The sequence below is a fragment of the Paraburkholderia unamae genome (assembly GCF_003096875.1).
Lineage (GTDB): Bacteria > Pseudomonadota > Gammaproteobacteria > Burkholderiales > Burkholderiaceae > Paraburkholderia > Paraburkholderia unamae.
The window spans coordinates 183,086-206,368 of the sequence record NZ_QEOB01000010.1 but is presented as its reverse complement, the minus strand read 5'-3'; the positions used below and the strand labels follow the sequence as shown (position 1 = coordinate 206,368).

The 23,283-nt window shown below is 63.8% G+C and carries 17 protein-coding genes; 13 read left to right on the top strand and 4 right to left on the bottom strand.

What is annotated here, in order from left to right; all coding sequences use genetic code 11:
• Positions 1-52 precede the first annotated feature (52 nt).
• Complete coding sequence (locus C7402_RS21830; RefSeq protein WP_116612065.1) at positions 53-961, bottom strand: LysR family transcriptional regulator; 909 nt, start codon at positions 959-961, stop codon at positions 53-55.
• Positions 962-1,122: 161 nt separating this feature from the next.
• Between C7402_RS21830 and metE the strand changes: the two genes are divergently transcribed.
• Positions 1,123-3,417, top strand: coding sequence for a 5-methyltetrahydropteroyltriglutamate--homocysteine S-methyltransferase (gene metE / locus C7402_RS21825; RefSeq protein WP_116612064.1), 2,295 nt, complete (start codon positions 1,123-1,125; stop codon positions 3,415-3,417).
• Between the two features lie 73 nt (positions 3,418-3,490).
• Here the strand turns inward: metE and C7402_RS21820 are convergent, their stop codons facing one another.
• On the bottom strand, positions 3,491-4,399 hold the full coding sequence (locus C7402_RS21820; RefSeq protein WP_116612063.1) for a CHAD domain-containing protein: 909 nt from the start codon (positions 4,397-4,399) through the stop codon (positions 3,491-3,493).
• A 243-nt stretch (positions 4,400-4,642) separates the two neighbouring features.
• On the opposite strand from C7402_RS21820, the gene C7402_RS21815 reads away from it, so the two are divergent.
• A complete protein-coding gene (locus tag C7402_RS21815) occupies positions 4,643-5,011 on the top strand; it encodes an NUDIX hydrolase (protein WP_112171661.1) in 369 nt (122 codons plus the stop codon).
• A 157-nt stretch (positions 5,012-5,168) separates the two neighbouring features.
• Here the strand turns inward: C7402_RS21815 and C7402_RS21810 are convergent, their stop codons facing one another.
• Positions 5,169-5,966: a substrate-binding domain-containing protein gene (locus C7402_RS21810; RefSeq protein ID WP_116612062.1), complete on the bottom strand. Its 798-nt coding sequence runs from the start codon at positions 5,964-5,966 to the stop codon at positions 5,169-5,171.
• 323 nt (positions 5,967-6,289) lie between these two features.
• Here C7402_RS21810 and C7402_RS21805 point away from each other — a divergent pair, with 323 nt between their 5' ends.
• Positions 6,290-6,553: a hypothetical protein gene (locus C7402_RS21805; RefSeq protein ID WP_116612061.1), complete on the top strand. Its 264-nt coding sequence runs from the start codon at positions 6,290-6,292 to the stop codon at positions 6,551-6,553.
• Between the two features lie 260 nt (positions 6,554-6,813).
• Here C7402_RS21805 and C7402_RS21800 read toward each other — a convergent pair whose 3' ends face one another.
• Positions 6,814-7,080, bottom strand: coding sequence for a hypothetical protein (locus C7402_RS21800; protein ID WP_116612060.1), 267 nt, complete (start codon positions 7,078-7,080; stop codon positions 6,814-6,816).
• A 1,249-nt stretch (positions 7,081-8,329) separates the two neighbouring features.
• On the opposite strand from C7402_RS21800, the gene C7402_RS21795 reads away from it, so the two are divergent.
• The 10 genes from C7402_RS21795 to C7402_RS21750 all read left to right on the top strand — a co-directional run bounded on the left by C7402_RS21795 (position 8,330) and on the right by C7402_RS21750 (position 23,275).
• Positions 8,330-9,592 carry a nucleotide sugar dehydrogenase gene (locus tag C7402_RS21795; RefSeq protein ID WP_116612185.1) on the top strand — a complete coding sequence of 421 codons (1,263 nt, stop codon included), beginning with the start codon at positions 8,330-8,332 and terminating at the stop codon, positions 9,590-9,592.
• Between the two features lie 32 nt (positions 9,593-9,624).
• Positions 9,625-12,108: a hypothetical protein gene (locus C7402_RS21790; protein ID WP_133254522.1), complete on the top strand. Its 2,484-nt coding sequence runs from the start codon at positions 9,625-9,627 to the stop codon at positions 12,106-12,108.
• Positions 12,109-12,316: 208 nt separating this feature from the next.
• Positions 12,317-14,344, top strand: a complete 2,028-nt coding sequence (locus C7402_RS21785; protein ID WP_244314900.1) for a glycosyltransferase — start codon at positions 12,317-12,319, stop codon at positions 14,342-14,344.
• Between the two features lie 38 nt (positions 14,345-14,382).
• Positions 14,383-15,474, top strand: a complete 1,092-nt coding sequence (locus C7402_RS21780; protein WP_165841949.1) for a polysaccharide biosynthesis/export family protein — start codon at positions 14,383-14,385, stop codon at positions 15,472-15,474.
• 9 nt (positions 15,475-15,483) lie between these two features.
• The gene (locus C7402_RS21775; protein ID WP_116612056.1) at positions 15,484-16,854 is read left to right on the top strand and encodes an ABC transporter permease; all 1,371 of its coding nucleotides are present in this window, start codon (positions 15,484-15,486) and stop codon (positions 16,852-16,854) included.
• Positions 16,855-16,861: 7 nt separating this feature from the next.
• The gene (locus C7402_RS21770) at positions 16,862-17,572 is read left to right on the top strand and encodes a P-loop NTPase family protein (protein ID WP_116612055.1); all 711 of its coding nucleotides are present in this window, start codon (positions 16,862-16,864) and stop codon (positions 17,570-17,572) included.
• A complete protein-coding gene (locus C7402_RS21765) occupies positions 17,562-18,722 on the top strand; it encodes a KpsE/RkpR family capsule polysaccharide export protein (protein ID WP_244314899.1) in 1,161 nt (386 codons plus the stop codon). The genes C7402_RS21770 and C7402_RS21765 overlap by 11 nt, the downstream gene beginning before the upstream one ends.
• Positions 18,715-20,790, top strand: coding sequence for a tetratricopeptide repeat protein (locus C7402_RS21760; RefSeq protein WP_116612054.1), 2,076 nt, complete (start codon positions 18,715-18,717; stop codon positions 20,788-20,790). The genes C7402_RS21765 and C7402_RS21760 overlap by 8 nt, the downstream gene beginning before the upstream one ends.
• 27 nt (positions 20,791-20,817) lie before the next feature.
• Positions 20,818-21,909, top strand: coding sequence for an SDR family oxidoreductase (locus C7402_RS21755; RefSeq protein WP_116612053.1), 1,092 nt, complete (start codon positions 20,818-20,820; stop codon positions 21,907-21,909).
• 187 nt (positions 21,910-22,096) lie between these two features.
• Positions 22,097-23,275: a pectate lyase family protein gene (locus tag C7402_RS21750; protein ID WP_116612183.1), complete on the top strand. Its 1,179-nt coding sequence runs from the start codon at positions 22,097-22,099 to the stop codon at positions 23,273-23,275.
• Positions 23,276-23,283 lie beyond the last annotated feature (8 nt).

The following is a 23,283-nucleotide window of genomic DNA, read 5'->3' as shown; positions in this document are numbered from 1 at the left end:
GGGATCGTGGAGGCATGCGAGCGTTGCGGGCCGTCGTTGCGTCCGTCGCGCATCAGCTTCGTACGCGCGGCGCTTGCCAGGCGGAGTCGCGTGCGAACTCAACGAATGAATTCAGATAATCGACCACGGCGTCGCCTTCGCGCGTGCCCAGAAAGATCTGCTTAGCAATGCCTTGCTTGCCGAGCTTCAGGCTCACGATCGGCATGCGCTCCGCGTATTCCTCCGCAAGCCAGCGCGGCAACGCCGCCACGCCGCGACGGCTCGCGACCATCTGCAACATGATGTCGGTCGTTTCGATCGTCTTGTGACGGCGCGGCGTGATGTTCGCGGGCCGCAGGAACTGGTTGTAGATATCGAGCCGGTCCGTTTCCACCGGGTACGTGATGAGCGTTTCGTCGACGAGCTGTTCCGGCTTCACGTAGTTCACATTCGCAAGCCGATGGCCTTCGGCCACCACGAGCACCTGCTCGTAGTCGAACACGGGCTCGAAGCGCAGGCCGGGCCGGTTGAGCGGGTCGGGCGTGACGAGCACGTCGATGTCGTAGCCGAACAGCGCGCCGATGCCGCCGAATTGAAAGCGCTGCTTCACGTCCACATCGACATCGGGCCAGCGCGCGAGATAAGGCGACACCACCTTGAGCAGCCACTGGTAGCACGGGTGACACTCCATGCCGATGCGCAGCGTGCCGCGCTCGCCGGCGGCGTACTGCTTCATGCGCTCCTCGGCCAGCTCGAACTGCGGCAGCAGTCTTTCCGCGAGCGAAAGCAGATACTGGCCCGCCTGCGTGAGGCGCAGGCTGCGCCCCTCGCGGTCCCAGATCGGCGTGCCCAACTGCTGCTCGATCTTCTTGACCGTATGGCTCAGCGCGGATTGCGTGAGAAAGAGAGAGGCGGCCGCGGCGGTCAGCGAGCCCTGGCGGGCCACTTCGCGGACGATGACGAGATGAACGCGTTCGAGCATGGAAAAGGACAACCCCGGAACCACCGCGCGCCAATTGGGCGACAGATGAAAGAATCTAATGGATGGATGAAATAATGCCATTTTTCTTCATCGGACGATAGCCTTATGATCGCTGCCACTCTGGATCGTTTTCAGCACTTTTCTATCGGATGGCAGCGCATATGGTCACCACGCACAATCTCGGCTTTCCGCGCATCGGCGCGAAACGCGAACTCAAATTCGGCCTCGAACGTTACTGGAAGGGCGAGTCCTCGCGCGACGAACTGAAGGCGCTCGGCGTGCAACTGCGCGCGCGCCACTGGGAGAACCAGAAGGGCCTCGACCTCGTGCCCGCGGGCGACTTCGCGTTCTACGACCAGGTGCTCGACATGAGCTTCACGCTCGGCAATCTGCCCGAGCGCGTGCAGGACTTTCACGGCGACAAGCTCGACAACTACTTCCGCGTGGCGCGCGGCCGCTCGGCGGCGGGCGCCGAAGATCACGCCGCGTGCTGCGGCGGCGTGGCGGCCGGCGAAATGACGAAGTGGTTCGACACGAACTATCACTACATCGTCCCCGAGTTCACGGCCGGCACGCAGTTCAATCTCGACACTTCGCGCCTTTCCGAGCAACTGCGCGAAGCGCGCGAACTGGGCGTGAAGGCGAAGCCTGTGATCATCGGGCCGCTCACGTACCTGTGGCTCGGCAAGGCCAAGGACGATTCGGACAAGCTCGCGCTGCTGCCGCGAATCATGCCCGTGTATCGCGCGCTGCTCGATTACTTCCGGGTCATGGACGTGGAGTGGGTGCAGATCGACGAGCCGATTCTCGTGACCGAACTCGATCCGGCATGGCGCGCGGCGTTTGCCACGGCGTACGAAGGCTTCGAGCAGCGCAGCGTCAAGTTGCTGCTCGCCACCTACTTCGGCCAGCTTCAGGAGAACCTCGACCTCGCGTGCGCGTTGCCCGTCGACGGCCTGCATATCGACGCGATCAACGCCCGCGCCGAAGTCGCGCTGGCCGCGCAAAAGCTGCCCGCGCAGAGCGTGCTTTCGGTTGGCGCGATCAACGGCCGCAACATCTGGAAGACGGACCTGAGCGCCACGCTCGAATGGCTCGAACCGCTCGCGCAGCAACTGGGCGAGCGTCTGTGGATCGCGCCGTCGTGCTCGCTGCTGCACGTGCCGGTCGATCTCGCGAGCGAAGAGAAGCTCGACGCGGAAATCCGCTCGTGGCTCGCTTTCGCGCTGCAAAAGCTCGACGAAGTGAAGGTGCTCGCCACCGCGATCAACGAAGGCCGCGACAAGGTTGCCGCCGAACTCGCGGCGAACGCGGCCGCCGTTCAAGCGCGCCGCCAGTCGCCGCGCGTGAACAACCCGGCGGTGAAGGCCGCGCTCGCGCGCATCGATGCGAAGCTCGGCAATCGACAGCACGCCTACCCCGAGCGCGCCGCGAAGCAGGCCGCGCGCCTGAAGCTGCCCGCGTACCCGACCACGACGATCGGCTCATTCCCGCAAACGGCGGAGATCCGCCAGGCGCGCAGCCAGTTCAGGAGCGGTGCGCTCGACAACGCGGGCTACCAGGCCGCGATGCGTGCCGAGATCGAGCGCAGCGTGCGCGAGCAGGAACAACTGGGCCTCGACGTGCTCGTGCACGGCGAAGCCGAGCGCAACGACATGGTCGAATACTTCGGCGAGCAACTCGACGGCTACGCGTTCAGCCAGTTCGGCTGGGTGCAGTCGTATGGCTCGCGCTGCGTGAAGCCGCCTATCCTGTTCGGCGACATCAGCCGCCCGGAGGCCATGACGGTGGAGTGGATCACCTACGCGCAGTCGCTCACGAACAAGCCCATGAAGGGCATGCTCACGGGCCCGGTGACGATCCTCAACTGGTCCTTCGTGCGCGACGACCAGCCGCGTTCGGTCTCGTGCTACCAGCTCGCGCTCGCGATTCGCGAGGAAGTGCTCGACCTGGAGAAGGCCGGTGTGCGCGTGATCCAGATCGACGAGGCCGCGTTGCGCGAAGGCCTGCCGCTGCGCCGCGCGCAGTGGGGCGAGTATTTGCGCTGGGCCGTGGAATCGTTCCGCATCACCGCGAACGGCGTGGAAGACGAGACGCAGATCCACACGCATATGTGCTATTCGGAGTTCAACGACATCATCGCGTCGATCGCCGATATGGACGCCGACGTGATCACGATTGAAACGTCGCGCTCGGACATGGAACTGCTCGATGCGTTCGACGACTTCAAGTATCCGAACGAAATCGGGCCGGGCGTGTACGACATTCACTCGCCGAACATCCCGACCGAAGCGCACATCGTGCAGTTGATGCAGAAGGCTGCCGGGCGGATTCCGGCGGAGCGCCTGTGGGTCAACCCCGACTGCGGCCTGAAGACGCGTCAATGGGCCGAGGTGATTCCCGCGCTGACCAACATGGTTGCCGCCGCCAGGGCGCTGCGCGCTCAGGCGCGCTAGGGAAAACGCGGAGGCAAACGCGCTCGCCGGCGGCAACGCCGATGCCTGCGTCCCGAGCCCGGCTCGGGACGCATCAGGACATCGCCCGCACCCGCCGTGAGGCCGCGCGCATGCGCCGGCACTTCTGTTCCTCCAGCCATTGCAGCGATTGCTGCACGACCTCGGGCGGCACCTCGCTGAACGACGCGCTGCGAATCAACGTTTCGCTTGCGGCAATGTCGTTGAACTGCCCCAGCTTGTTCTGCACGGCCGTCAACGTCTTGATGGTGCGGCCATGCCCGCCTTTGATAACGGGCTGAAAAAATTCGAGCAGATAGCGCAGCTTTTTGCCCGCCTTTCTAACATCGTGAAGATCTTCCTCGTGCGTGGCCTCGCCGCGTGCCGCGCGCCGGCTCCGCTTTTGCAGCGCGCGCTGCGCGAGACGCACGCGCTTTCTCGCGAACGCCCGAATCGGCAGATCATTGCAACGCGATTGCAGCGCGGTTTGTGCGTGTAGCAGGGCGTCGTTCAGGAACGCTTCGACGGCGTCGCCCTGGATCATCGTCTGGCTATGCGCCACCGCCTGTGCGCGCTTCTCGCGCGCCGCGGCCACGAGCGGTTCGACCGATGCGCCGGACGCCTGGGCGGCGCTCAGGAGCGCGCCTGCAATGTCCCAGTCACGCGTGCCGCCTGCCACCGCCGCGAGACGCTTGAATTCTTCGGTGGCGTGCGCGGTCGCTTCTTCCCCGAGGTAGGGGGAGTACGCCCAGTACAAAGCCCTAAGCTTTCTGAAAGCGACGCGAAGCTGATGAAAGCCCTCAACGTCGCTCGTGGTGGATAGCGCTCTCGCTCGTTGCACGGCCTCGGCCACGACCGGTGTGGCGAGTGACGAGAAGGTGCTGGCGATAGAGCTCGACTGCGATAGTGATGAACCGGCTGGCCGGTGGTTGACTTTGAAGAGAGTGTTTGGCCGGGGCAACAGCCAGTCACCATCCATATCCATTGCAGCCTCGAGTCGGACAAGAAATGTGCTTTGCCCAGACCATACCACAGCTAATTTCGTGCACCGTCATTGTGACGCTTTGATGAAACACCTTAAGGTATCGCGCGTAAGTCGCTATCGCTTCAGAATATTTCCGGCTTTTCATTTTCTGTATTAGGATACTGGGCAACGTCTAGCACCGCCCGATACGCTGCGGCGTCGAGCGTGCCTCGAAACTATCTGGGGCATCAGTGGGAGTCCGGCTTGAAGAAACGCGCCACCGTGATCTGTCGCAGAGGTAAGCGAATCCTCCTTGTCGCACGTAGTCAAGCCAAGTGGGCTTTGCCGGGCGGGATTCTCAAGCGGGGTGAGCATCGCACGGACGCCGCGCTTCGAGAACTCAAGGAAGAGACTCAACTCGCCGGCAAGGCGGCCAAGCATCTCTTCGACTTCCGTGGCAAGCAGAAGCACCATCACGTGTTTTCCTGCGAAATCTCCAATCGCGCCAAAGCGCGCCCGAGTAATGAAATCGTCCGGTGCCGCTGGGTTCATCTGGACGACATTGCGCGCCTCCTCACCACCGGACCGACGAACGATATCGTGAAGCTGATGAGCCAGCGGCGCAGGAAGTAGACCTCTGCGTCCCGCGGGCATGCCATCTACACTATCTGACGCTCTCGAAAGCGTAGGAGTGCTGTTTAAATCCGGCTGCGTGATTCCACCGTTCGATTTCCGGTGCGATAGCGCGTGCATCATCGCATCTTGCGGCCACCAGGCGTTGCCGTTTCGCTTAGTTCGCAGGTGCAGCCGTGATCGGTTCGAGCCCGCTTCTCGCAATCGCGGGCGCCGCGTCGGGCGACGACAGAAAGCGGATCAGTGCTTCGGCTCCCGCGGGGTTCCTTGCCGTGGTGACAATGGCCCCTGAGAACACCGTGTACCGCTGCACCTCGGCGGGCAAGCTGCCGGCCACCGCCACTCCCTTGACCGGCAACAGTTCCACGACCTGTTGCAATCCGAGTTCCGCGTCACCGCTCGCGACGAGCGTGGCGACTCTTCCGGACGGCACCATGCGGCTCTTGCTTTTGACTCGCCCGTCAATGCCAAGACGCGAAAACAACTCACCGGCTACGTAGACGCCGATCGCGTTGTCCGGATAGACGATCGATTTCGCTGCAAGCAGCGCGCGGCGCAATCCATCGACTGAACTGATATCCGGTTTCGGCGCGCCCTCGCGAACCGCGACGCCGATGGGCGAACGCGCGAAATCCACCTTGCTGCCCGGCACGATGCTCCCGGCGTTGCTCGAGTCGTCGAGCGCATCGCTCGCCACGATCAGCACGTCGGCCCACTCGCCGCGTGCAAGCCGCACGGGGATGGCATTCAGGGCCGTACCCACGGCAGGCCCCCAGACCGTGACCAGCGTATCGCCGCTCGCGTCCTGATATTGCGGGCCCAACTCACGATACGCGGGCGCAAACCAGCCCGAAATCATGACCTTGACCGGGTCTGCCCATGCCGTGCCGCTGCCGAATATCGCGAGCGTCACGCAGAACGCGAGTGTGCGAATCCTCAGCTTGTGGATGGTCACGGCTGCGCCCCGTTACGTGCTTCGCTGATGCTACGACGAAACGCGCATGCCTCGTGCACGGGATGTGCCTGGTGCGGTGCACCAGTCGACATCGCCCGACGTCGCCGAAGGTGCCCTTGAGGAATCTTTCCGTGCTGTTGCTATCGTGTTGAAATCGACGTGACGTGCGGCTTTTATCGCTATAGTTAAAGTGCTTTCTCAAACGCTTGATGCAATGCGGCAGCGATTGCGCCATGCATCAAGCGTCCCCGGTTTGTGCGGGGCCCTTTCGCCGTGATCCGGCAAAGAGGGCTGCAAAAGTAACCGATCTCCGGGAGGAGTCGATGAGAAACACAAAGACGCAGTCGCTGCGCTACCAGGTCGAGAAATGGCTGGCGCCCACCACGCCGGTCCATGTGACCGCATTCAGGCACACGCGCTCGGGCGGGGCGCGCTACGTGTGCGTGGAAACGCGTCAGGCGACGGGATTTCACGCGCTGTTCTTTTTTCGACACGACGACGGTTACTGGAACGTGTTCCCGCCCGCGAGATGCGATGATGCCGGATCGCAGTTCATGACTGTCCGCGGATATGCTGTTATCAATTAGCTTTGCTTGCTAATGATGTTAGCAATCCTTGGCAATTTGGATTGTCGATCACGCTATTGAAGACGCGCAGAACCATACGCCATCATGGTGACGGTCGGCCTGATCCTGAACGATCTCGCGTAGCGCGTCAGCGGGCCATGCATCATGATCCGCTTGACGGATAACGGCAACACGCTCGCATCGCTTCGAAAGCCTCCTGTTTCCAGGAGGCTTTTATTCGAGCGGCCGGGGATGACTACCCCGGCAGGAAACCACGCGGGTTAGTGCCCGTGCGCTTCCTGAAAACCGATGTCTTTCTTGAGCCGACGGCCGCGGGAACCGGCATGGAATCCCGCTGAGATCACGAAGAGAACCCCGGCGAATGGCCAGGTGTAGATTGCCAGCGAGAAGCAAAGCCAGCATGCGTCCTGTGGGGGGTACGCGTTGAGCGCCCATATGAGACAGGCAACTGGAAACATCAGCAGACACAGCGCCGACCGGTTCAGAAAAGTGGCGGCTTTTGCTTTTTTGAGCGTTTCAGATTGCATGCCGGGCTCCATAGGGAATGGCACTGCGGTATAGAGTCGCACGGTAGTCACTTTACGAATACTTGGTAATATCCCTGACATGCGCCCGTGCTGCGGGCAGTAGCGCCATGTGGCGAGAAACGTGGCAATAGCGCGGTGGGATCACACGGAAAAGGTAAGCAAACCTTTGTATTGCGAGCACTGCTACGTCGCGAAGAAAAACATCGTGCTGCCAGGCAATTGATCGCGATGTGACGTATCGAGTAGCCGCGAGGAACGGGATTGGAAAGCCGCGCTGCGCCTTGCCCCGTAGCTGCTGAAGTTGGAACCTTCCCAGTGTGGATTGCAAGCGCACGTGCGAGCATGGCTGCAATCGGGGGTTGCGGCGCACACACCATCGATGTTTTTCACGCGCTTCACGACGCATGCCACTGCGCAGTTCGAAATCCAGCTAAAACCGTTGCGTCACGCGCTGTGTCAATACGGCCGTGGTGTGAAACGGGATGCAGGCACGCACTGACATGACACGCTGGTTCGATTCGGAACGATGGGTCCTGCTGCATTGCAGACTCTGGCCGTGGTGTCTGTAGAAACAAAGATTCCTCCACGCGAGGTCATCGAGCCTCAATCAACCGCAATGCCCGAAACAAGATAAAGCGACAAAAAGGCGCATTCATATCACCATAATTCACAGTTAACTTCCGACGCAGAATCCGAATTAACTCTATTTTTGTTAAAACTTGTTAAACCCTGCCGTGCGAATTTCGCGATGATGAGATGCTTTCTCTGTCGGACAAGGTGTGCAATCGCCACCATTGACTTCGCCAGGTGCAGCGCGTAGCGAGGAAGCGCAAAACGAAGTGTGATTTATCCCTATGTGGTGCCAGGGGAAAACCGGTTCCGACGAGCAGAATCGATGGCTCTGTCTTTGACGTCCACGCGGTCCCGTAATGTGTGCGCGATTGCGGTGCGTCGCCGCTCTGGATGTCGCAGAGCATGCCAATCGTGGCGGGTGAACAGGCTCATCGTCTTGCATGGCGAGTGGTAAGCGCCTTCGCTCCACTGGCAAATTATTTCCAGAATTGGAGAATATAAATATTCAGTAACAAAACCGGAGATTTACATTTATCTGGAATTGACAGCGTCCAGGTATGGCCCTGATGGCCCGTCGTCGGACTCGGTTGTCTGAGTCGCAGCGTTCGCGCGTGGATTCGCGCGCCGGTGACACCCGACGCTTTATTAAGGAAATTGTGTGACAACGAAGATTGCAGTGTGTGGCCTGGGCTATGTCGGTCTGCCTGTGGCAGTTGCGCTTGCGCGCCACTTTGACGTGACCGGATTCGACGTCGATTCTCGCCGGGTGGAGAGCTTGCGCAGCGGCCAGGACTGGACCGGCGAGATTGAGCCGCATGTGCTGCGCGACTCTACCCTGCGTTGCACGGACAAGATCGAGGACCTGGAAGGCGCGAACTTCTTCGTTGTCGCGGTGCCCACACCGGTTGACGAGAAATGCAGTCCGGACTTTTCGCTGCTGCAAAGCGCTTGCCTGCTGATCGGGCCGATCTTGAAGCCGGGCAGCATCGTGGTGTTCGAGTCCACGGTCCATCCGGGCGCGACCGAGGAAATTTGCGGTCCGGCGCTGGAAAAAAGTTCGGGCCTGCGCTGCGGCATCGACTTCAAGCTGGGCTATAGTCCCGAGCGGATCAATCCGGGCGATCGCGACCATCCGCTCGAAAAGATCGTCAAGATCGTTTCGGGCCAGGACGACGAAGCGCTCGATGCCATTGCCGCGGTCTATGCAAAGATCATCGAGCCGGGCGTGTTTCGCGCATCGTCGATCAAGGTGGCCGAGGCTGCCAAGGTCATCGAGAACACGCAGCGCGACATCAACATCGCGCTGATGAACGAAGTTTCAAAGATCTGCGATCTGGTCGGCATCCGCTCGTCCGAAGTCCTGGAGGCGGCGGGCACGAAGTGGAACTTCCTGCGTTTCACGCCGGGTCTCGTCGGCGGTCACTGCATCGGCGTCGACCCTTACTACCTGACCTCGAAAGCGCAGGAACTCGGCTACCACCCCGAAGTGATCCTGGCGGGCCGGCGCATCAACGACGGCATGGCCGACTACGTCGCGAGCCGTCTCGTGCAGGTGATCGCGAGTCGCCACCGCCTTAAGGCGACAACGCGCGTCGGCATTCTCGGCATCACGTTCAAGGAGAACGTGCCCGACATCCGCAACTCGAAAGTGGTCGATCTCTACGAAGCGCTCAAGCGCTATGGCATGTCGCCGATCGTCTACGACCCCATGGCCGACGCCCAACAGGTGCACGAAGAATACGGCATCAATCTCGCGAGCCGCGAAGAACTCAACGCGCTGGACGTGCTGGTGTTTGCCGTTCCGCACCGCGAGATCGTGGAGACAATCGAACGCGATCTGCCCGACATGATCGCCGACGACGGGATCGTATGCGATTTGAAGTCGTCGCTCGACGCCGCACGGATTACCCAAAACAACATCACCTACTGGGCGCTCTAAGCGGGAGTGCAGACGTTATCCGGACGACCATCATGACTGTCTTTACCATTGCGCCTGTCGGGACCTGCCGTATCCACACGCCGTTGCGTCGCGGCGCCGGACGTTACCCCATCCGCCCGGTGCTGGCCCGCAACTACGGGTTCGTCCACACGAGCGCCGAGGCGCTTCAGCAATTGCAGTTCATGTTCGGCACGCGAGAGATTCCCGCCGACGTACGTACGTTGACATTCCGTCCCGGCGCGGCCAGAAGCTTCGAAAAGAAGGCTTGGCCCGGCGCCGATCTTTATCTGGTTGAGATTGCTTCGCGCAAGCTTCTGAGCGTCGACGATCACCCGATCCAGATGAACTACATGGCGCGTCATTTCGGCGACTTCTTCGCGGACAAGAAACGCTCACGCCGTTTCTGGTCGATGGCCACGCCGAAACGCATGGCGGAGCGCAGGGCGTGGCTCGAACAGGACTTCGCGTTTCAGCGCCTCTCGCCCGCGGACCGCGATCTGCTTGCGCGCATTCAGCGGCGCGATCTCAAGGACGCGGAGATTGCCGCCGAGATGGCGCAGATCGCTGCGATCGTCGGCAAGGACCGCCTGGTGTTCGTCACGCACGTGAACGCCGATACGCCCGACAACATGCCCATCGAGCAGCGCCGCGAGTTGATCGACACGGTGCGTGCGATCGCCCGGCGCATGAACGTGGCGTGCTACGACCCGACGCCGCTCATGCGCAAGCTCGGCCAGGCCAACGCGATGGAAAACGGCGGCCTCGATCTGACGCACTATACCGACTTGTTCTCCGACCAGCTTTGCGAGGCCTGGTACACGGAGTACGTCGTGCCGCGAGTCGATGCCCCGGACGTTCAGGCACAGCCGAAGACCGATGCCCGTCGGCATGAAGATACGGCGGAAAGCCTCGAAGCGGCATGGAGCGCGGGACGTGTGCTCGAAGTCTCTCAACGCCTGCACGCCATCTTGCGCCGTGGCGCAGGCGGACCTCAACATCGGCTGCTGCTCGGCCGTGTGCAGTACGAGCTGGGGGACTTCGAGGGCGCGCTCGCGCAGTTCGAGTCGTTCGGCGCCGAGCCGGAGTTCGACGAAAAGACGAATCTGCTGCTCACGCAGTGCTATTTCGAAACCGGGCGCTACGAGCAGGCTGGTCGGCTTGCCGCCGCGCTGATCGCGGACGAGCACGAAAGCCTGGCCATCCTGCGCATCTGCGCGGAGTCCGCCGGCAAACTCGGCGATATGACAACGGCGCTCGGCACCTGGAAGCGCTTGTTCCGCATCTCGACCGACGCGGCCGACGCCTCGGGCGCCGCGACGGCGGTAATTCATCTGCTCGAAGGCGCCGGCGACGTGGAGGGCACCGTCCAGTGGGCCCATGAAGTTCGCGAGGCGCTGCCCGCACACGCGGCGAGCTTCGTCGCGTTGTGGGACCGGGCGCTGGCTGCTTCGGATCGCGCGGCGCTGCTCGAGCTCGCGCGTGAGCCGGTGGACATGGGCGAGGCCGAGAGGCTCGCGCTCGCGCAACGCACGGCCGGGCGCGGCTTCGCAACGCCCGCCGCGTTGTTCGCCGTGGCCCAGGGACTGCTGCGCAGCAACGGCACGGAGGCGGCCGAATGGATCGGCGCTCAGGGCGCGGCGTGGCTCGACGAGGGCAATGCGGCGCTCGCATCGGGCGACCTGCTGGAAGCGGCGGACAAGATTCAGGCGCGCGCGCAGCTCAACGCAAACGATAGTGGCCTGATTCGCGCGAGGCGGCAACTCGAGCGCCACATGCGTCAGGACGTGCGCGCCGCGCTCATTGCACGCGAGTACGCGCGTGCGGCCGGTGTGCTCGCAATCGCGAGCGAGACGCTCACGACGTTCCCCGAACTGGCCAGCTTCCGTATTCGCGTGGCCGAAGCGCTCGAAGACATCGGCACCGCGCTGGTGTATCTGCGTGACGCGTCGCCGCTCGACGACATCACGGCAACCACATGGATCAAGCTCGCGCGCATGGCGGTACGCAGCGGCTACTACGGCGAGGCCATCGACGCCTATGCGCGCGTGCTGAACTCGCGTTCGGGCGATTCGGCCGCGCATATCGAGGCGAAGCGCCAGATCCTCGGCTTGCGTAGCCGCGCCATCAGGCTCGCCCGCGAAGTGCACCGCGAAGGGGACCATGAACGGGCCTGGGCGCTCCTCGAACGGCTTCATCGGATCGACCCGGATGACAAGGAAGTGTCACATGAGAAAAAGCGCGTGCTGGCGGGACTGCACGCGAAAGTGAAGTTGCTCGACGCTGCAAACGACGCGGACCGGCTCTTGCTGGGCGAGACGATCCTGCGTTTCTCGCCCGAAGACCCGGTCGGCTTGAAGGCGGCGGCGACCGGCGCCATGCGCACGCACCGTTTCGACGAGGCGCTCAAGTACTGGCAGGCGTTGCGCACCTGTTCCGCTTCGCCGGAGTCGATCGACGCAAACATTCAGAAATGCCGGATATTCATCGATCGCGCACGGCGTAAGAAGGTAGCGTGACAGGCTGGCTGCCGACGATTCGGCATGGCTGGACGCTCGTTGCGGCCAGCGGTGAACCGATGCGAACACGGTTTGAGTATCTCCAGGAAATGACGGCTGGGTTTTGGTAATGGTTAAAGCAGTAAATTCATCAGAGGTCGCGCGCGCTGCCACAACACCCAGGGCGATCACGCCAGGGGCTTCGCCTGCGCCGGAAGCCACGGCGGCGATGCCCGCGGACTTGCCCGCATTGCAGGAGGAAATGGCACGCCTGCTGGCCGTCAGCACGTCCCTACAGAACGCGCGCAAGCACGTGGGCGAGGCGGAACAACTGGCTGCGCAAGCGCCGGCAGACAGGACGGTGCGCATCTCGCTGCTTCAGTTGCGCGAGCGGACCGGACTCAGTACGGGCCTGCTTGAGGAATGGGCGGACCTGCTGCGCGATTGTCCTGATGATCTGCTCGTGGCGCGGTACTACGCGACGCGGCTTTTGAGGGAGCGGCGCGTCGACGAAGCCATGGCGCTTGCGGATCGCCTTTTTCCCGACCAGCAGCACGACCCGCGCAAGGTGCTGGCGCGCGCGGAGTTCCTCGCCGACATCAAGGCGCACGACGCCTCGGATGCGCTTTTCAGGCGCGCGATTACAGAATACGGCCGGCGCGATCTGCGCGTGGCGTTCGCGAAACGCCTTGCCAGGCGGGGTATGGTCGCCGACGCGCTTGAGGTCATCGAGCCCGTTGCGCATAAGCTCACGCCCGCGAGCAAGGAGGAGCAGCTCGTTGCGAAGATCATCGACGACTACGCGTTCTATCGCCGTTTCGAATCCGCAGCCGAACTGTCCGGACAGGACAGCAAGATCGTCGCCATGCGCCAGGCCATCCTGCGCTTTCGCCAACGCGTCGTGCCGCCGTCGCCGCGCGCCAGGCTCGCATCGATCGCGCTCATCACGGGCAGCCTCGGGCCGGGTGGGGCGGAACGGCAGCTTACGCTGCTTGCCGTTCAGCTACAGCGTCTCGCCGATGCGGCGGCGCAAGTTCCCGAGAATGTGGCGGGTCGCGACGTGGGGGCCGTGGAAGTGCTGGTCAAGCAGCACTCGGATCCTGTGCGCGTCGGTCGTCCGCAACGTCTCGACTTTTTTCTCGACACGTTGCGCGACGCCAACGTCAAGGTCTCCGAAATCAATGCGATGCCTGCGGTTTCGGCGGCGCACCAGGACATTGCCGACGCGGACTTGCTGCGCATGCTGGATAACCTGCCGTCACAGGTTCATTACGGCGTCACGCGCCTCGCGCCGTATTTGCGCGAGCGGGCGTTCGACGTCGTGAGCCTCTGGCAAGACGGAACCTGCCTTTTTGGTGCGCTGGCCGCGCTGCTGGCTGGTGTGCCGACGATCCATCTGGTGTTTCGCGGGCTCCCGCCGAATATCCGGAAGGAGCGCAATCGTCCGGAATACGAAACGTTCTATCGCGCGATCGCCGAGATTCCCGGCGTGGAACTGGTGAGCAACAGTATCACCGGCGCGCGCGAGTACGCGCGCTGGCTCGGGGTGCCGATCGAGCGCTTTCGCATTCTCTACAACGGCGTATCGGAAATCAACGCGCTCGCTTCGGAAGAGGACGAGCGCAAGTGGACGGCGTTCGTCGAACGCACGGCGGACGCGACCGAAACGATCGGCGGCGTGTTCCGGCTGGAGCCGGACAAGCGTCCGCTGCTATGGATCAAGCTCGCGCATCGTTACCTGAAGCGGCGTCCTATGGCGCGTTTTGTGATCGTGGGCGACGGTCGCTTTCGCGACGAGGCCCTCGCACTCGCGACCGAGCTGGGCATTGCCGGGCGCCTGCTGCTCGTGGGCCTCTCGTCGCACGTGGGGTTCTGGTATTCGAAGATGGACGTCAAAGTGCTGCTGTCGCGCCACGAAGGCTTGCCGAACGTGCTGATCGAAGCGCAACTGCTCGGTATATGCACGGTCTCGACGCCGGCGGGCGGCGCGGGCGAGTGCTTCATCGACGGTGTGACCGGGCATTTGCTCGCGTGCGCGGAGCACCCCAACCTGAACGATGCCTGTGAGCGGATCGAGCACCTCGTGCTGAGCGCGCAGGCCGATGCCACCGTCAGGGAGCGCGCCACGCGGCGGGCCACCGAACTCTTCTCGGTCGAGGCCATGCTCGAAACGTTCATGAACCTGTGCCGCCGCCCCGAGCGCGTCGCGCAACGCACGCCGCGTGTGGAACAACTCGAAAATCTGGTGATGAGCTGATGTCGTCTGGTCTCGTTCGCATGCCTGATCGTGTGGTCATGGCTCTGGTCCTCTGCCTGTGCGGTGCGTTGCAGGGGTGCGTGATTCCGCGTAGCGGGCCGCTCCTGAGCGAGGTGCAGGCCTCGCACGAGCGCAACGACGTCGAGCTGGTGAGCGTGACGCCGGCGCTGGCGCTTGCTTCGCGCGCAGCGGGCGGCGCCACCTTTCCGGCGGGTTTCGTCCAGGCGCAGCCGCTTGACTCCGAAAAGCTGGCGCCCGGCGACGGTGTGGACATTGCGCTATGGGGGCACGACGGCGTGGGCGTTTTCGCCAACAGCGCAGGCGTTGCCGGCGGCATGACGGACCTGGGCGAGACGGTTATCGACGAGGCAGGCACGATCTACGTTCCGCAAGTGGGCCGCGTGCGCGCGCAAGGCTTGACGCTGGCGGAGCTGCGCGACGCGATCGAGCGGCGCTTGAGTCGCGTGACGGTCGGGCTTGACGTCAGCGTGCGGCGCACGGACCGTCGCGGGCAGACCGTGGCGATCGAGGGCGATCTCGCCAAGCCCGGCGTGTATCCGATCGGGCCCGGCACGCAGCGCCTGAGCGGCCTTCTGAGCCAGGCGGCGCCGAACCAGACCAACCCCGAGCAACTCGCGGTCACGGTGCGCCGGCATGGCGAAAGCGCGTCTGTGCGCCTGTCCGACATCTATGGCAACAGCGCGCAGGATATTGCGTTGCGCGCGGGCGATTCCGTTGTCGTGCACAACGTCGTGGAGAACCTGACCGTGCTCGGCGCCGCGGGCACGCAATCGAGAGTCAAGCTCAGCAAGCGCAATTACACGGTGCTCGACGCGCTGGGCGACTCGCGCGGGTTGAGCGATTCGCTTGCCAATCCGAAGGCGGTATTTCTGCTGCGCATCCGGCCGGATGCCGCGCCGGGCGCACCCGGTGTACCCGATGCGCCGCCCGTCGTCTATCAGTTCGATTTCACGAAGCCCGAGCAAATGGTGCTCGCCGGGAAGTTCACGGTGCACGACGGCGATGCGATCTATATCTCCGATGCGCCGTTCACGCAGGTCCAGAAGGTGCTTTCCGCCTTCAGCGCGACACTTGGCACCGCGCGCTCCGTGTCCAGCATGTCGCAGTGAAGTCCGGACATGAGCAACCAGGATCGGATAAAAAACTGGCGGGAGCGTCGGGCGTCGCGGCATACCGGGGGCGAGGCTGCGAACGTGGAGGTGGCTTCGGCCGCCGTCGCGGACGCGGCGGCGGGGGCGCACGGCGCGCGTGAGCGCCGGACCTCGGACGACATCGGCGACGTGCTGACGGCGGTGCTCGACGCGCTCGCGAGCGCGCCGCGCGAGAGCGTGGCCGGGCGTCGGCGCATCTATGAGGCGCTCGAAAGCGAACTCGAGGCGGAGCTGACGCACGAAAGCGCGCCGCCCGAGCGCGCGGATTTTCGGCGACGCCAGTTGCGCATGGTGGCACGCTTGCTGGAGATCGACATTCGGGCGGGTGAGGACGTGCTGGCGGCAGGCTACGCGCCCGCGACGCTCGGCGCCGACAACGCGCGCCTGACCGACGGCCTCGAGCGCCGCGCGCAGCAGCGCAGGCAACAAGAGGCGCGCGACGCGCGGCGGCTCGCCTCGCGCGACGACGTCGCCTTCGAAGTCGCCCTGCAACCGCAGGAAGCGCGCGAAGTCGCGCTGTTGCGCACGCGGCTCGCCGGCATGCATGCGCGCCAGCACGGCGCGCAGCCGGGCACGTTGCAGTCGCGGCTCGCGAGCATCGTGCCGTTGTTCCGGATCCAGTTGCACATTCTCCAGAACGAGAGCCGTATTGCGCTGCTTTGGTCCGTGGTCGGCCCCGCCGTGTTGCTGAGCCTGATTTCGTCGCTCTACTTCCTGATGGGTACGCATTACGTGCTCGGCATGGACGTGCCCACGTTCTCATTGCTCGGCGCGACGACGTGGATCATGTTCCGGCAGATCGTGTTTCGCACGAGCACCGCCTACGTCTCGGCGCGCGGGCTCATCAATCTGGAGCCGGTTACGCCGCTTGCCGTGGCGCTCGTGCAGGGCTGCCTGTTCATCGCGATCTATCTCGGCGTGTACGCCATTCTGATCACGGTTGGCCACAGCGTCGGCCTCATTACCCTGCCGGTGCGCTGGTCGGGGGCGATCGCCTATGTCGTGATGATGGGCGGCGCAGGCGTCGCGATGGGGTTGATCTTTGGCAGCATCGCCATTGGATGGCACTTCTTTCTGCGCCTCGCGCCCGTGATCGAACGATGCCTGGAATTGTTCTCGTCGGTCTTCTTTGTCTCCGAGCAATTGCCGGAGCCGTACCGGAAGTATTTTTTGTGGTCGCCGTTCGCGCATGGCTTGCAGTTGCTGAGGTCGTCGTATTTCGACACTTACTCGTCGCACGACGCGAGCTTCACGTATTTCATCACGGCGCTGGTTTTCCTCGCCGTGCTCGCCGTGGCCATGGAACGGCGCGCGCGACCCAACGTACAACCGATGTGAGTGCGCCATGATCTCCCTGAACGGTGTCACGGACACGTTGCGCATTTTCGGTGCGCGGCAACCGCTGCTGCGGGACGTCGGCCTGTGTATTCCGCGCGGGCGCTATGCGCTGCTCTCGCGCAGGCCCGAGTTCCATCGGGCGATTGTCGACGTCATCGCGGGACTGCGGCCGCCGCGCGAAGGGTTTGTCGAGCACCGGGGGCTCGTTTCGTGGCCGCTCGGGCGGCAGGGCTTCGTGCGCGGCAAGGCGACCGGGCTGCGCATGATCGAGTTCGTCTGTGCGCTCTACGGCATGGCGTCCACGCCGTGCGTCGAACTCGTGTCGGATCTGCTGACGAGCCCCGAGTATCTGTCGCGGCCCATGGAGCATTGGCCGCTCTACGTCCGCCAGGAATTCTCCTTTGCGCTCGCACTCGCACCGGACTTCGACGTGTACGTCGTCGAAGGCGCGATTCCGTTCGAGGATTGCCGCTTCACGAGCCTGTGGCTCGCGCTATTCGAAGAGCGGCTGGTGGGACGCACGTTGCTTCTTTCAACTTATCGCCATCAGCAAATGATGGATTACTGCACCAAAGGTTTGGTCTATGAGCAATACGGCCTTCGGATCGACGACGACCTCGGAGAATGCATCGGTCGGTTCCCGCCCAGAAGATCTCGCAGCGAGTCAGGCGAAGATGCTGTCATCGACGTCGGCGCGGGAGACCAGTTTGGTATCTAGCGATGAACTGCCGATCGCGCAGCGCGCGAAGGTGCGCGAGCAGGCATTGCGCCGCCGCCGCCGCCAGCGCCTCGTCACGCTCGGCCTGGTGTTCGTGCCGGTGGTGTTGGCGGCACTTTACGCACTCCTCATCGCGGCGCCGCGCTATGGCGCCGAAGCGCGCTTCTCGGTGCGCTCGAGCGCGGCTCAGTCGAGCGCGCAGGGCGCTACGGTGAGCCTGCTGTCGAGCGGCAATGGCGGCGCGGTGGGGGGATTCGTCGATGGCTGGGCAGTCGCCGACTTCATCCGCTCGCGCGACTGCATGCACCAGCTCGACAGCAAGATCGGGTTGCGCAAGTACCTCGCGTATACGGGCATGGACCCGCTGAACCGGCTGTCGCCCCAGGCGGGCGAGGACGAGCTTTATCGCGCCTATCTCGATGCGATCGATGTTTCATACAACATGATCGAGCAGATCAACGTGCTGCGCGTGAGTGCGTTCTCACCGGCCGACGCGCGGACGATTTCCGACGCACTGATCGGCATCGCCCAGCAGTTCGTCAGCAACATGGACGAAAAAGGGATTGCCGACACGCTCAAGGTCAGCAAGGACGCCGTCGCGCGAGCGGAGCAGGAAGCCATCGGCGCGCGCGGCGCGCTTGCCGGCTGGCGCGCGCGCAACGGCAATATGGACCCTGAGGCGGAAGCCAGCATGCTGCTCAATCTTTCCGCGCAACTGGAGGCCGAGCTCAACACGGCGAAGATCAATCTGGACAAGGTTCGCGCGCTGGACAACCCCGACCACCCGATGCTGCTGCCGGCGCAGATGCAGGTGAGCGCGCTGGGCAAGCAACTCGACGACGTGCGTGCGCGCATGAGCGGCAAGGGAAATTCCGAGGCGAACCGGCTGAAGTCGTATCAGGCGTTGCTGAATGCGCAGACCTTCGCGGACCAGAATCTCGCTTCGGCGCGGCAAAACTATCAACAGGCGTTCACCGACACCCTGCGCCTGCAACGCTACCTCAGCGTGATTGCGCGCCCGGTGCCGCAAGCGCGGCCGGGGAGCCCGAATACGGGCTTGCTGTTGATCGAGGCACTGGCGGTGGGGTTTGTGTTTGCATTCGTCGTGCGCATGGCCGAGGCGATGTACCGGGAGTTCCGTCATGGCTGAGCCGGCGCTCGAGCGCGGCGGCGCCGGCGCCCGTTCCCTCTCGCCACTCGATGCCGCGAAGCGTGCAATCCGCGCCGAAGCCTGGGCGAGCGGCCTCGCGCAGCTTGACGAGATCGAGCGTGCCGGTGGTGTACTCGATGCCGGCGCGGACGTCTTGAAGGCGATTGCGCTGATTCGCACGCAGGGCTTCGCGGCCGGTATCGACGCGCTCGATGGCCTCGACGCGCAGCGCGTTCGCGACGTGCGAGCGCGCGCCGATCTGCGCCGGCTCCTGGTCGCGCCGTTCGTGAAGTCCGGCGCGCTGGCCGAGGCGGCGCGCGTGCTCGACTGGCTGGTGCGGACCTATCCCGAAAGCGCCGACGACCGCCGCAGCTATGCGAGCGTCCTCGCGCGTCTGAAGCGCTGGCCCGAGGCGATCGCTCAGGTTGACGAAGCCGCGCGCACCGCGCCCGGCGACGTCCCGCTCCTGGCTACGCGCATTCAGTTGCGCACGCAGGCGGGCGAGACGGATGCGGCGGCGCAACTCGCGCGCGAATCCTTCGGCGTTGCGATGGTGATCCCCGGCGCGGCGCATATCTGGATGACGGCGCTGCTGCGCGGCGGCGATCACGCACGCGCTGCGAGCATCGCCGCCAAGATAGACGCGCCGAATCACCGTGTGGCGAGCGTTGCGATGCAGGCGCTGCGCAGCAACGGCCGGGCGGCGGCTGCCATCTCGGTCGGACGCCTTGCGTTGCGCGCCGGGCACGATAGCGCCGCGTTGCGCTCGCAACTCGCGCAGGCGCACCTCGCGCGCGGCACACACGACGATCGTCTGGTCGCGGCGCTCGAGCATCTCGCGGCGGGCGTGCAGATGTCGCCGGATGATTTGCGGCTCAACTCGCTCTATGGCGAAACGCTGCTGCGCGCCGGCCGCTTCGCCCAGGCCGTGCCGTTTCTGGAAAAGAGCGCCGCGCTTGCACCGGAACTCGAACACGTGCGTGCGATGTATGCGCGCGCATTGCGTCATTCGGGCCGGCACGCGGAGTCGGCCGGGCAATATCTTCAGCTGGCCCGCTCGAACGAAGCGCACGCGCGCTGGCAGCGCGCCGCGGCGGGCGCGCTGACCCAGGCGGGGCGCACGGAAGAAGCGGCAAGCCTGTTCGACGCGTTCATCCGCCGCCGTTCTGCCGGGTTGCCCGCCACCTTCGAGCAGGCGCTCGCGCGCGTGGACGCGGCGGCCGGCACGGTGACGGTGCCGCGAGCACGGCTGGACTGGGCGTGGTCGCTGCGCGGCGAGACCGGGCCGGCGGCATCGATGGCGCGCGAGGATTGGGAGCGCGCGGCGCAATGGGGTTATCTCGCCGATCATCTGCTGCTCGACTGGCTCGAATGTCGCGAAGACCGCGCGGAAGAGGCCATGGATCTGCTTGCGAGTCTCGATGAGGCCGACCGGTTCTTCGAGCCACTGCGCGAAAGCGGGCGCGGCTTCGTGGTTGCCACGGCGCACGTGGGGCCGATGTATGGCGGGCTGATGGCGCTCGATCTGCTCGATATTCCGTCGCGCTGGATTGCATCGACGCCGGGGATCAGCCGCAGCCACTACGCTCGCTCTCTCATCTCGACGGGAGACCAGACCGAGGTCCAGGTGGTGAAAGCAAGCCTCAAGGCGTTGCAGGAAGGGCACGCGGTATGTCTTGCCGTGGATGGCGCGCTTAATCCGGCCGCCGCTCGCGTGCCGTTCGAAAACCAGGAGATCACGTGGTCGAGTTTTGCTGCGCGCGCGTGCTTCCGGCTTGGCCTGCCTTCGATTTTCTATGCGCCCAGGTGGGAACAAGGCCGCATTACGCACACGCTGGAGCGTCTGCCTGAGCCGCACGAGGGGGAAACGCTCGAAGACTACATCGTGCGATGGCAGCACGCGTGGCTCGCGCACCTGCGAACCCATCTGGCCGGGCGGCCCGAAGACCTGCGCTTGAGCGGCGGTTTGTGGCGGCATGTCGTGACGGCCGAGCGGTCGGGCGAGACGCCGGCCGGTGCTCGCGACGAACCCGGCAGTCCTTCGCCAACCGTCGATTTGATTACCTGAAGAACCCGCAGGACGTGGAGATACACAATGAAGCGAAACGAAACCGCAGCGCATGTTGACTTGCCGTCGTGGCTACAGGATGAGGCGCAAAGCGGGTTGCGAGCGACGCTGAAGGAAAACCGCTATGGCTGGCTGGTTACGGGGGCGGCGGGCTTTATCGGCTCGAACCTGGTCGAGACCTTGTTGTTGCTCGGCCAGGACGTGCGCGGGCTCGACAATTTCGCCACCGGCCACTGGCGCAACCTTCACGAAGTGAGGGCGCGGGTGGGCGAGACAGCCTGGGGCCGCTTCGTGTTTCACGAAGCCGACATCCGCGACGCGAGAGCCTGCGCGCAGGCGGTCGAGGGCGTGGACTACGTGCTGCACCAGGCGGCGCTGGGCTCGGTGCCGCGCTCAGTCAAAGATCCGAAAACGACCAATGACGTCAATGTGTCCGGTTTTCTCACGATGCTGGACGCCGCGCGCGTGGCGGGCGTTCGCCGCTTCGTCTACGCGGCGTCCAGTTCAACGTATGGCGACGAGCCGAATCTGCCGAAGCGCGAGGAGCGCATCGGCAATCCGCTCTCGCCCTATGCGGTGACGAAACTCGTGAACGAGCTTTACGCGAGCGTTTATTCGCGCACCTATGATTTTCATTCGATCGGTCTGCGCTACTTCAACGCGTTCGGTCCACGGCAAGACCCGGACGGCGCTTATGCCGCGGTAATTCCCAAATGGATTGCGGCGATGCTGGCGGGCGACGACGTGCAGATCAACGGAGACGGAGAGACGAGCCGCGACTTCTGCTACGTGGGTAACGTCGTGCAGGCGAACCTGCGTGCCGCGCTGGTCGGCGAACGTGCGGCGAGCGAGGTCTACAACGTCGCGGTGGGCGGGCGCACCACGCTCAATGACCTGTTCTCGATCATCCAGGAAGGGCTTGCCGCGCACGGCATTCACTATGGCAAGCAGCCGGTCTACCAGCCCTTTCGCGCAGGCGACGTGCGCCATTCGCAAGCCGACGTTACGAAGGCGGACCGGGAACTGGGCTTCACCGGACTCTTCGATCTTCGCCAAGGCATGATTGAAGCGCTACCCTGGTACCTCGCATTCGTTGCGGGGGAGACGGCTCAGGCCTGAAGCGGCCGTTGGCGTGAATCGATAGCACATTCAAGCGATATCCCGCTTCGCTCCGGTTGCCCGCTGACGACACAAGGCGGCGCGGTGCCAGCGTCGACAAGCCGCGCAAGCGGGCGAAGTCCTTAGCCGCCGCGTAGCTTGACTCAATATAAAGGCGATGTTCATGGCGATCAACGTACGTAATGTCATGCGGTTCTGGCTGCTTGTGTGTCTCGCAGGGGTTGCGGTGTCGCGTCCCGTGTTCGCGCACGCCGGTGAAATGTGCGAGCGCGCAAGCGCGGCGTGTCCGTTCGTCGCCGGCCTGCTCGCGCAGCGCGAGGGCTACGGGCGCGCGGCAACGGGCGGCGAGGGTGGCGAGGTGGTGAGCGTGACGTCGTCGGCGGACGCGGGGCCGGGGACACTGCGCGAGGCGCTCGCCCATGCGAGCGGGCCGCGCTGGATCCGCTTCTCCTCGGACATGACGATAACGTTGCTCTCGCAACTGCGTGTGCCCGACAACGTCACGATCGATGGCCGTGGGCATCGCGTGACGTTGCTCGACTATGGACTGGGGATTTACGGCAGCAACAACGTGATTGTCACGCATCTGAGCATCGACGGGCGGCTGCGGACGTTTTCGCAGGCGATCAACGTGGCCAACCGTTCGAGCAATGTGTGGATCGATCACCTCGATCTTTCGCGTTTCGCGGATCGCCTGCTCAACGTGAAGAACGGCTCGACGGACGTGACGGTGTCGTGGGTCAAGTTCCACGACGACGACAAGGTGATGCTGCTGAACAACATCACTTCGAAGGACCTGTTCGCAAATTACGATCGCGACAAGTCGGCGCGCGTGACGGTGCATCACTGCTATTTTTTCAATACCGTGCAGCGCAATCCACGGGCGCAGTTCGGCACGTTTCATCTCTTCAACAACCTGCTTGAGAACTGGGATTTTTACGGGATGAGTTTCAGTCTTCAGGCGCGTGCGCTGGTCGAGGGAAACATATTCAGCAACAAGTCGGAGCGTGATTGTGTGGAGCCGACCTTCTTCCCCACGGTGGAGGGCGTGAAAGCCAATTACTGCAAGAACATTGCCGACGCGCCTGCGCGAACCGCATTGCCGAACGGCGGATCCGACCAGAAGAACTTCGAGCGGACCGCTCAGCTTTACGCGGATGGGCGCGACTACCGTGCGTATCTTTCGGTGAAAGACAATCTTTATCTGCTCGACGCCAAGCCTGTTCTGCAAAGCTATTTGCCGGAAAACGTGCCGGCTCCGCCTTACTGCTACACGTACGACCCGCCAACGCCCAGGCTGGCCGATGAAATCCGTCAATTCGCCGGCAATACCGATGGTCCGGCGCCACGGACCGTGTGCCGTTGATGGCGCGC

What these genes read in the sequence shown, in the direction of transcription:
- C7402_RS21775 (WP_116612056.1), top strand. Translation starts at nt 15,484, where the DNA reads ATGAGCAACCAGGATCGGATAAAAAACTGGCGGGAGCGTCGGGCGTCG.
- C7402_RS21755 (WP_116612053.1), top strand. Translation starts at nt 20,818, where the DNA reads ATGAAGCGAAACGAAACCGCAGCGCATGTTGACTTGCCGTCGTGGCTA.
- C7402_RS21800 (WP_116612060.1), bottom strand. Translation starts at nt 7,080, where the DNA reads ATGCAATCTGAAACGCTCAAAAAAGCAAAAGCCGCCACTTTTCTGAAC.
- C7402_RS21760 (WP_116612054.1), top strand. Translation starts at nt 18,715, where the DNA reads ATGGCTGAGCCGGCGCTCGAGCGCGGCGGCGCCGGCGCCCGTTCCCTC.
- C7402_RS21770 (WP_116612055.1), top strand. Translation starts at nt 16,862, where the DNA reads ATGATCTCCCTGAACGGTGTCACGGACACGTTGCGCATTTTCGGTGCG.
- metE (WP_116612064.1), top strand. Translation starts at nt 1,123, where the DNA reads ATGGTCACCACGCACAATCTCGGCTTTCCGCGCATCGGCGCGAAACGC.
- C7402_RS21830 (WP_116612065.1), bottom strand. Translation starts at nt 961, where the DNA reads ATGCTCGAACGCGTTCATCTCGTCATCGTCCGCGAAGTGGCCCGCCAG.
- C7402_RS21750 (WP_116612183.1), top strand. Translation starts at nt 22,097, where the DNA reads ATGCGGTTCTGGCTGCTTGTGTGTCTCGCAGGGGTTGCGGTGTCGCGT.
- C7402_RS21790 (WP_133254522.1), top strand. Translation starts at nt 9,625, where the DNA reads ATGACTGTCTTTACCATTGCGCCTGTCGGGACCTGCCGTATCCACACG.
- C7402_RS21805 (WP_116612061.1), top strand. Translation starts at nt 6,290, where the DNA reads ATGAGAAACACAAAGACGCAGTCGCTGCGCTACCAGGTCGAGAAATGG.
- C7402_RS21820 (WP_116612063.1), bottom strand. Translation starts at nt 4,399, where the DNA reads ATGGATATGGATGGTGACTGGCTGTTGCCCCGGCCAAACACTCTCTTC.
- C7402_RS21785 (WP_244314900.1), top strand. Translation starts at nt 12,317, where the DNA reads ATGCCCGCGGACTTGCCCGCATTGCAGGAGGAAATGGCACGCCTGCTG.
- C7402_RS21780 (WP_165841949.1), top strand. Translation starts at nt 14,383, where the DNA reads ATGGCTCTGGTCCTCTGCCTGTGCGGTGCGTTGCAGGGGTGCGTGATT.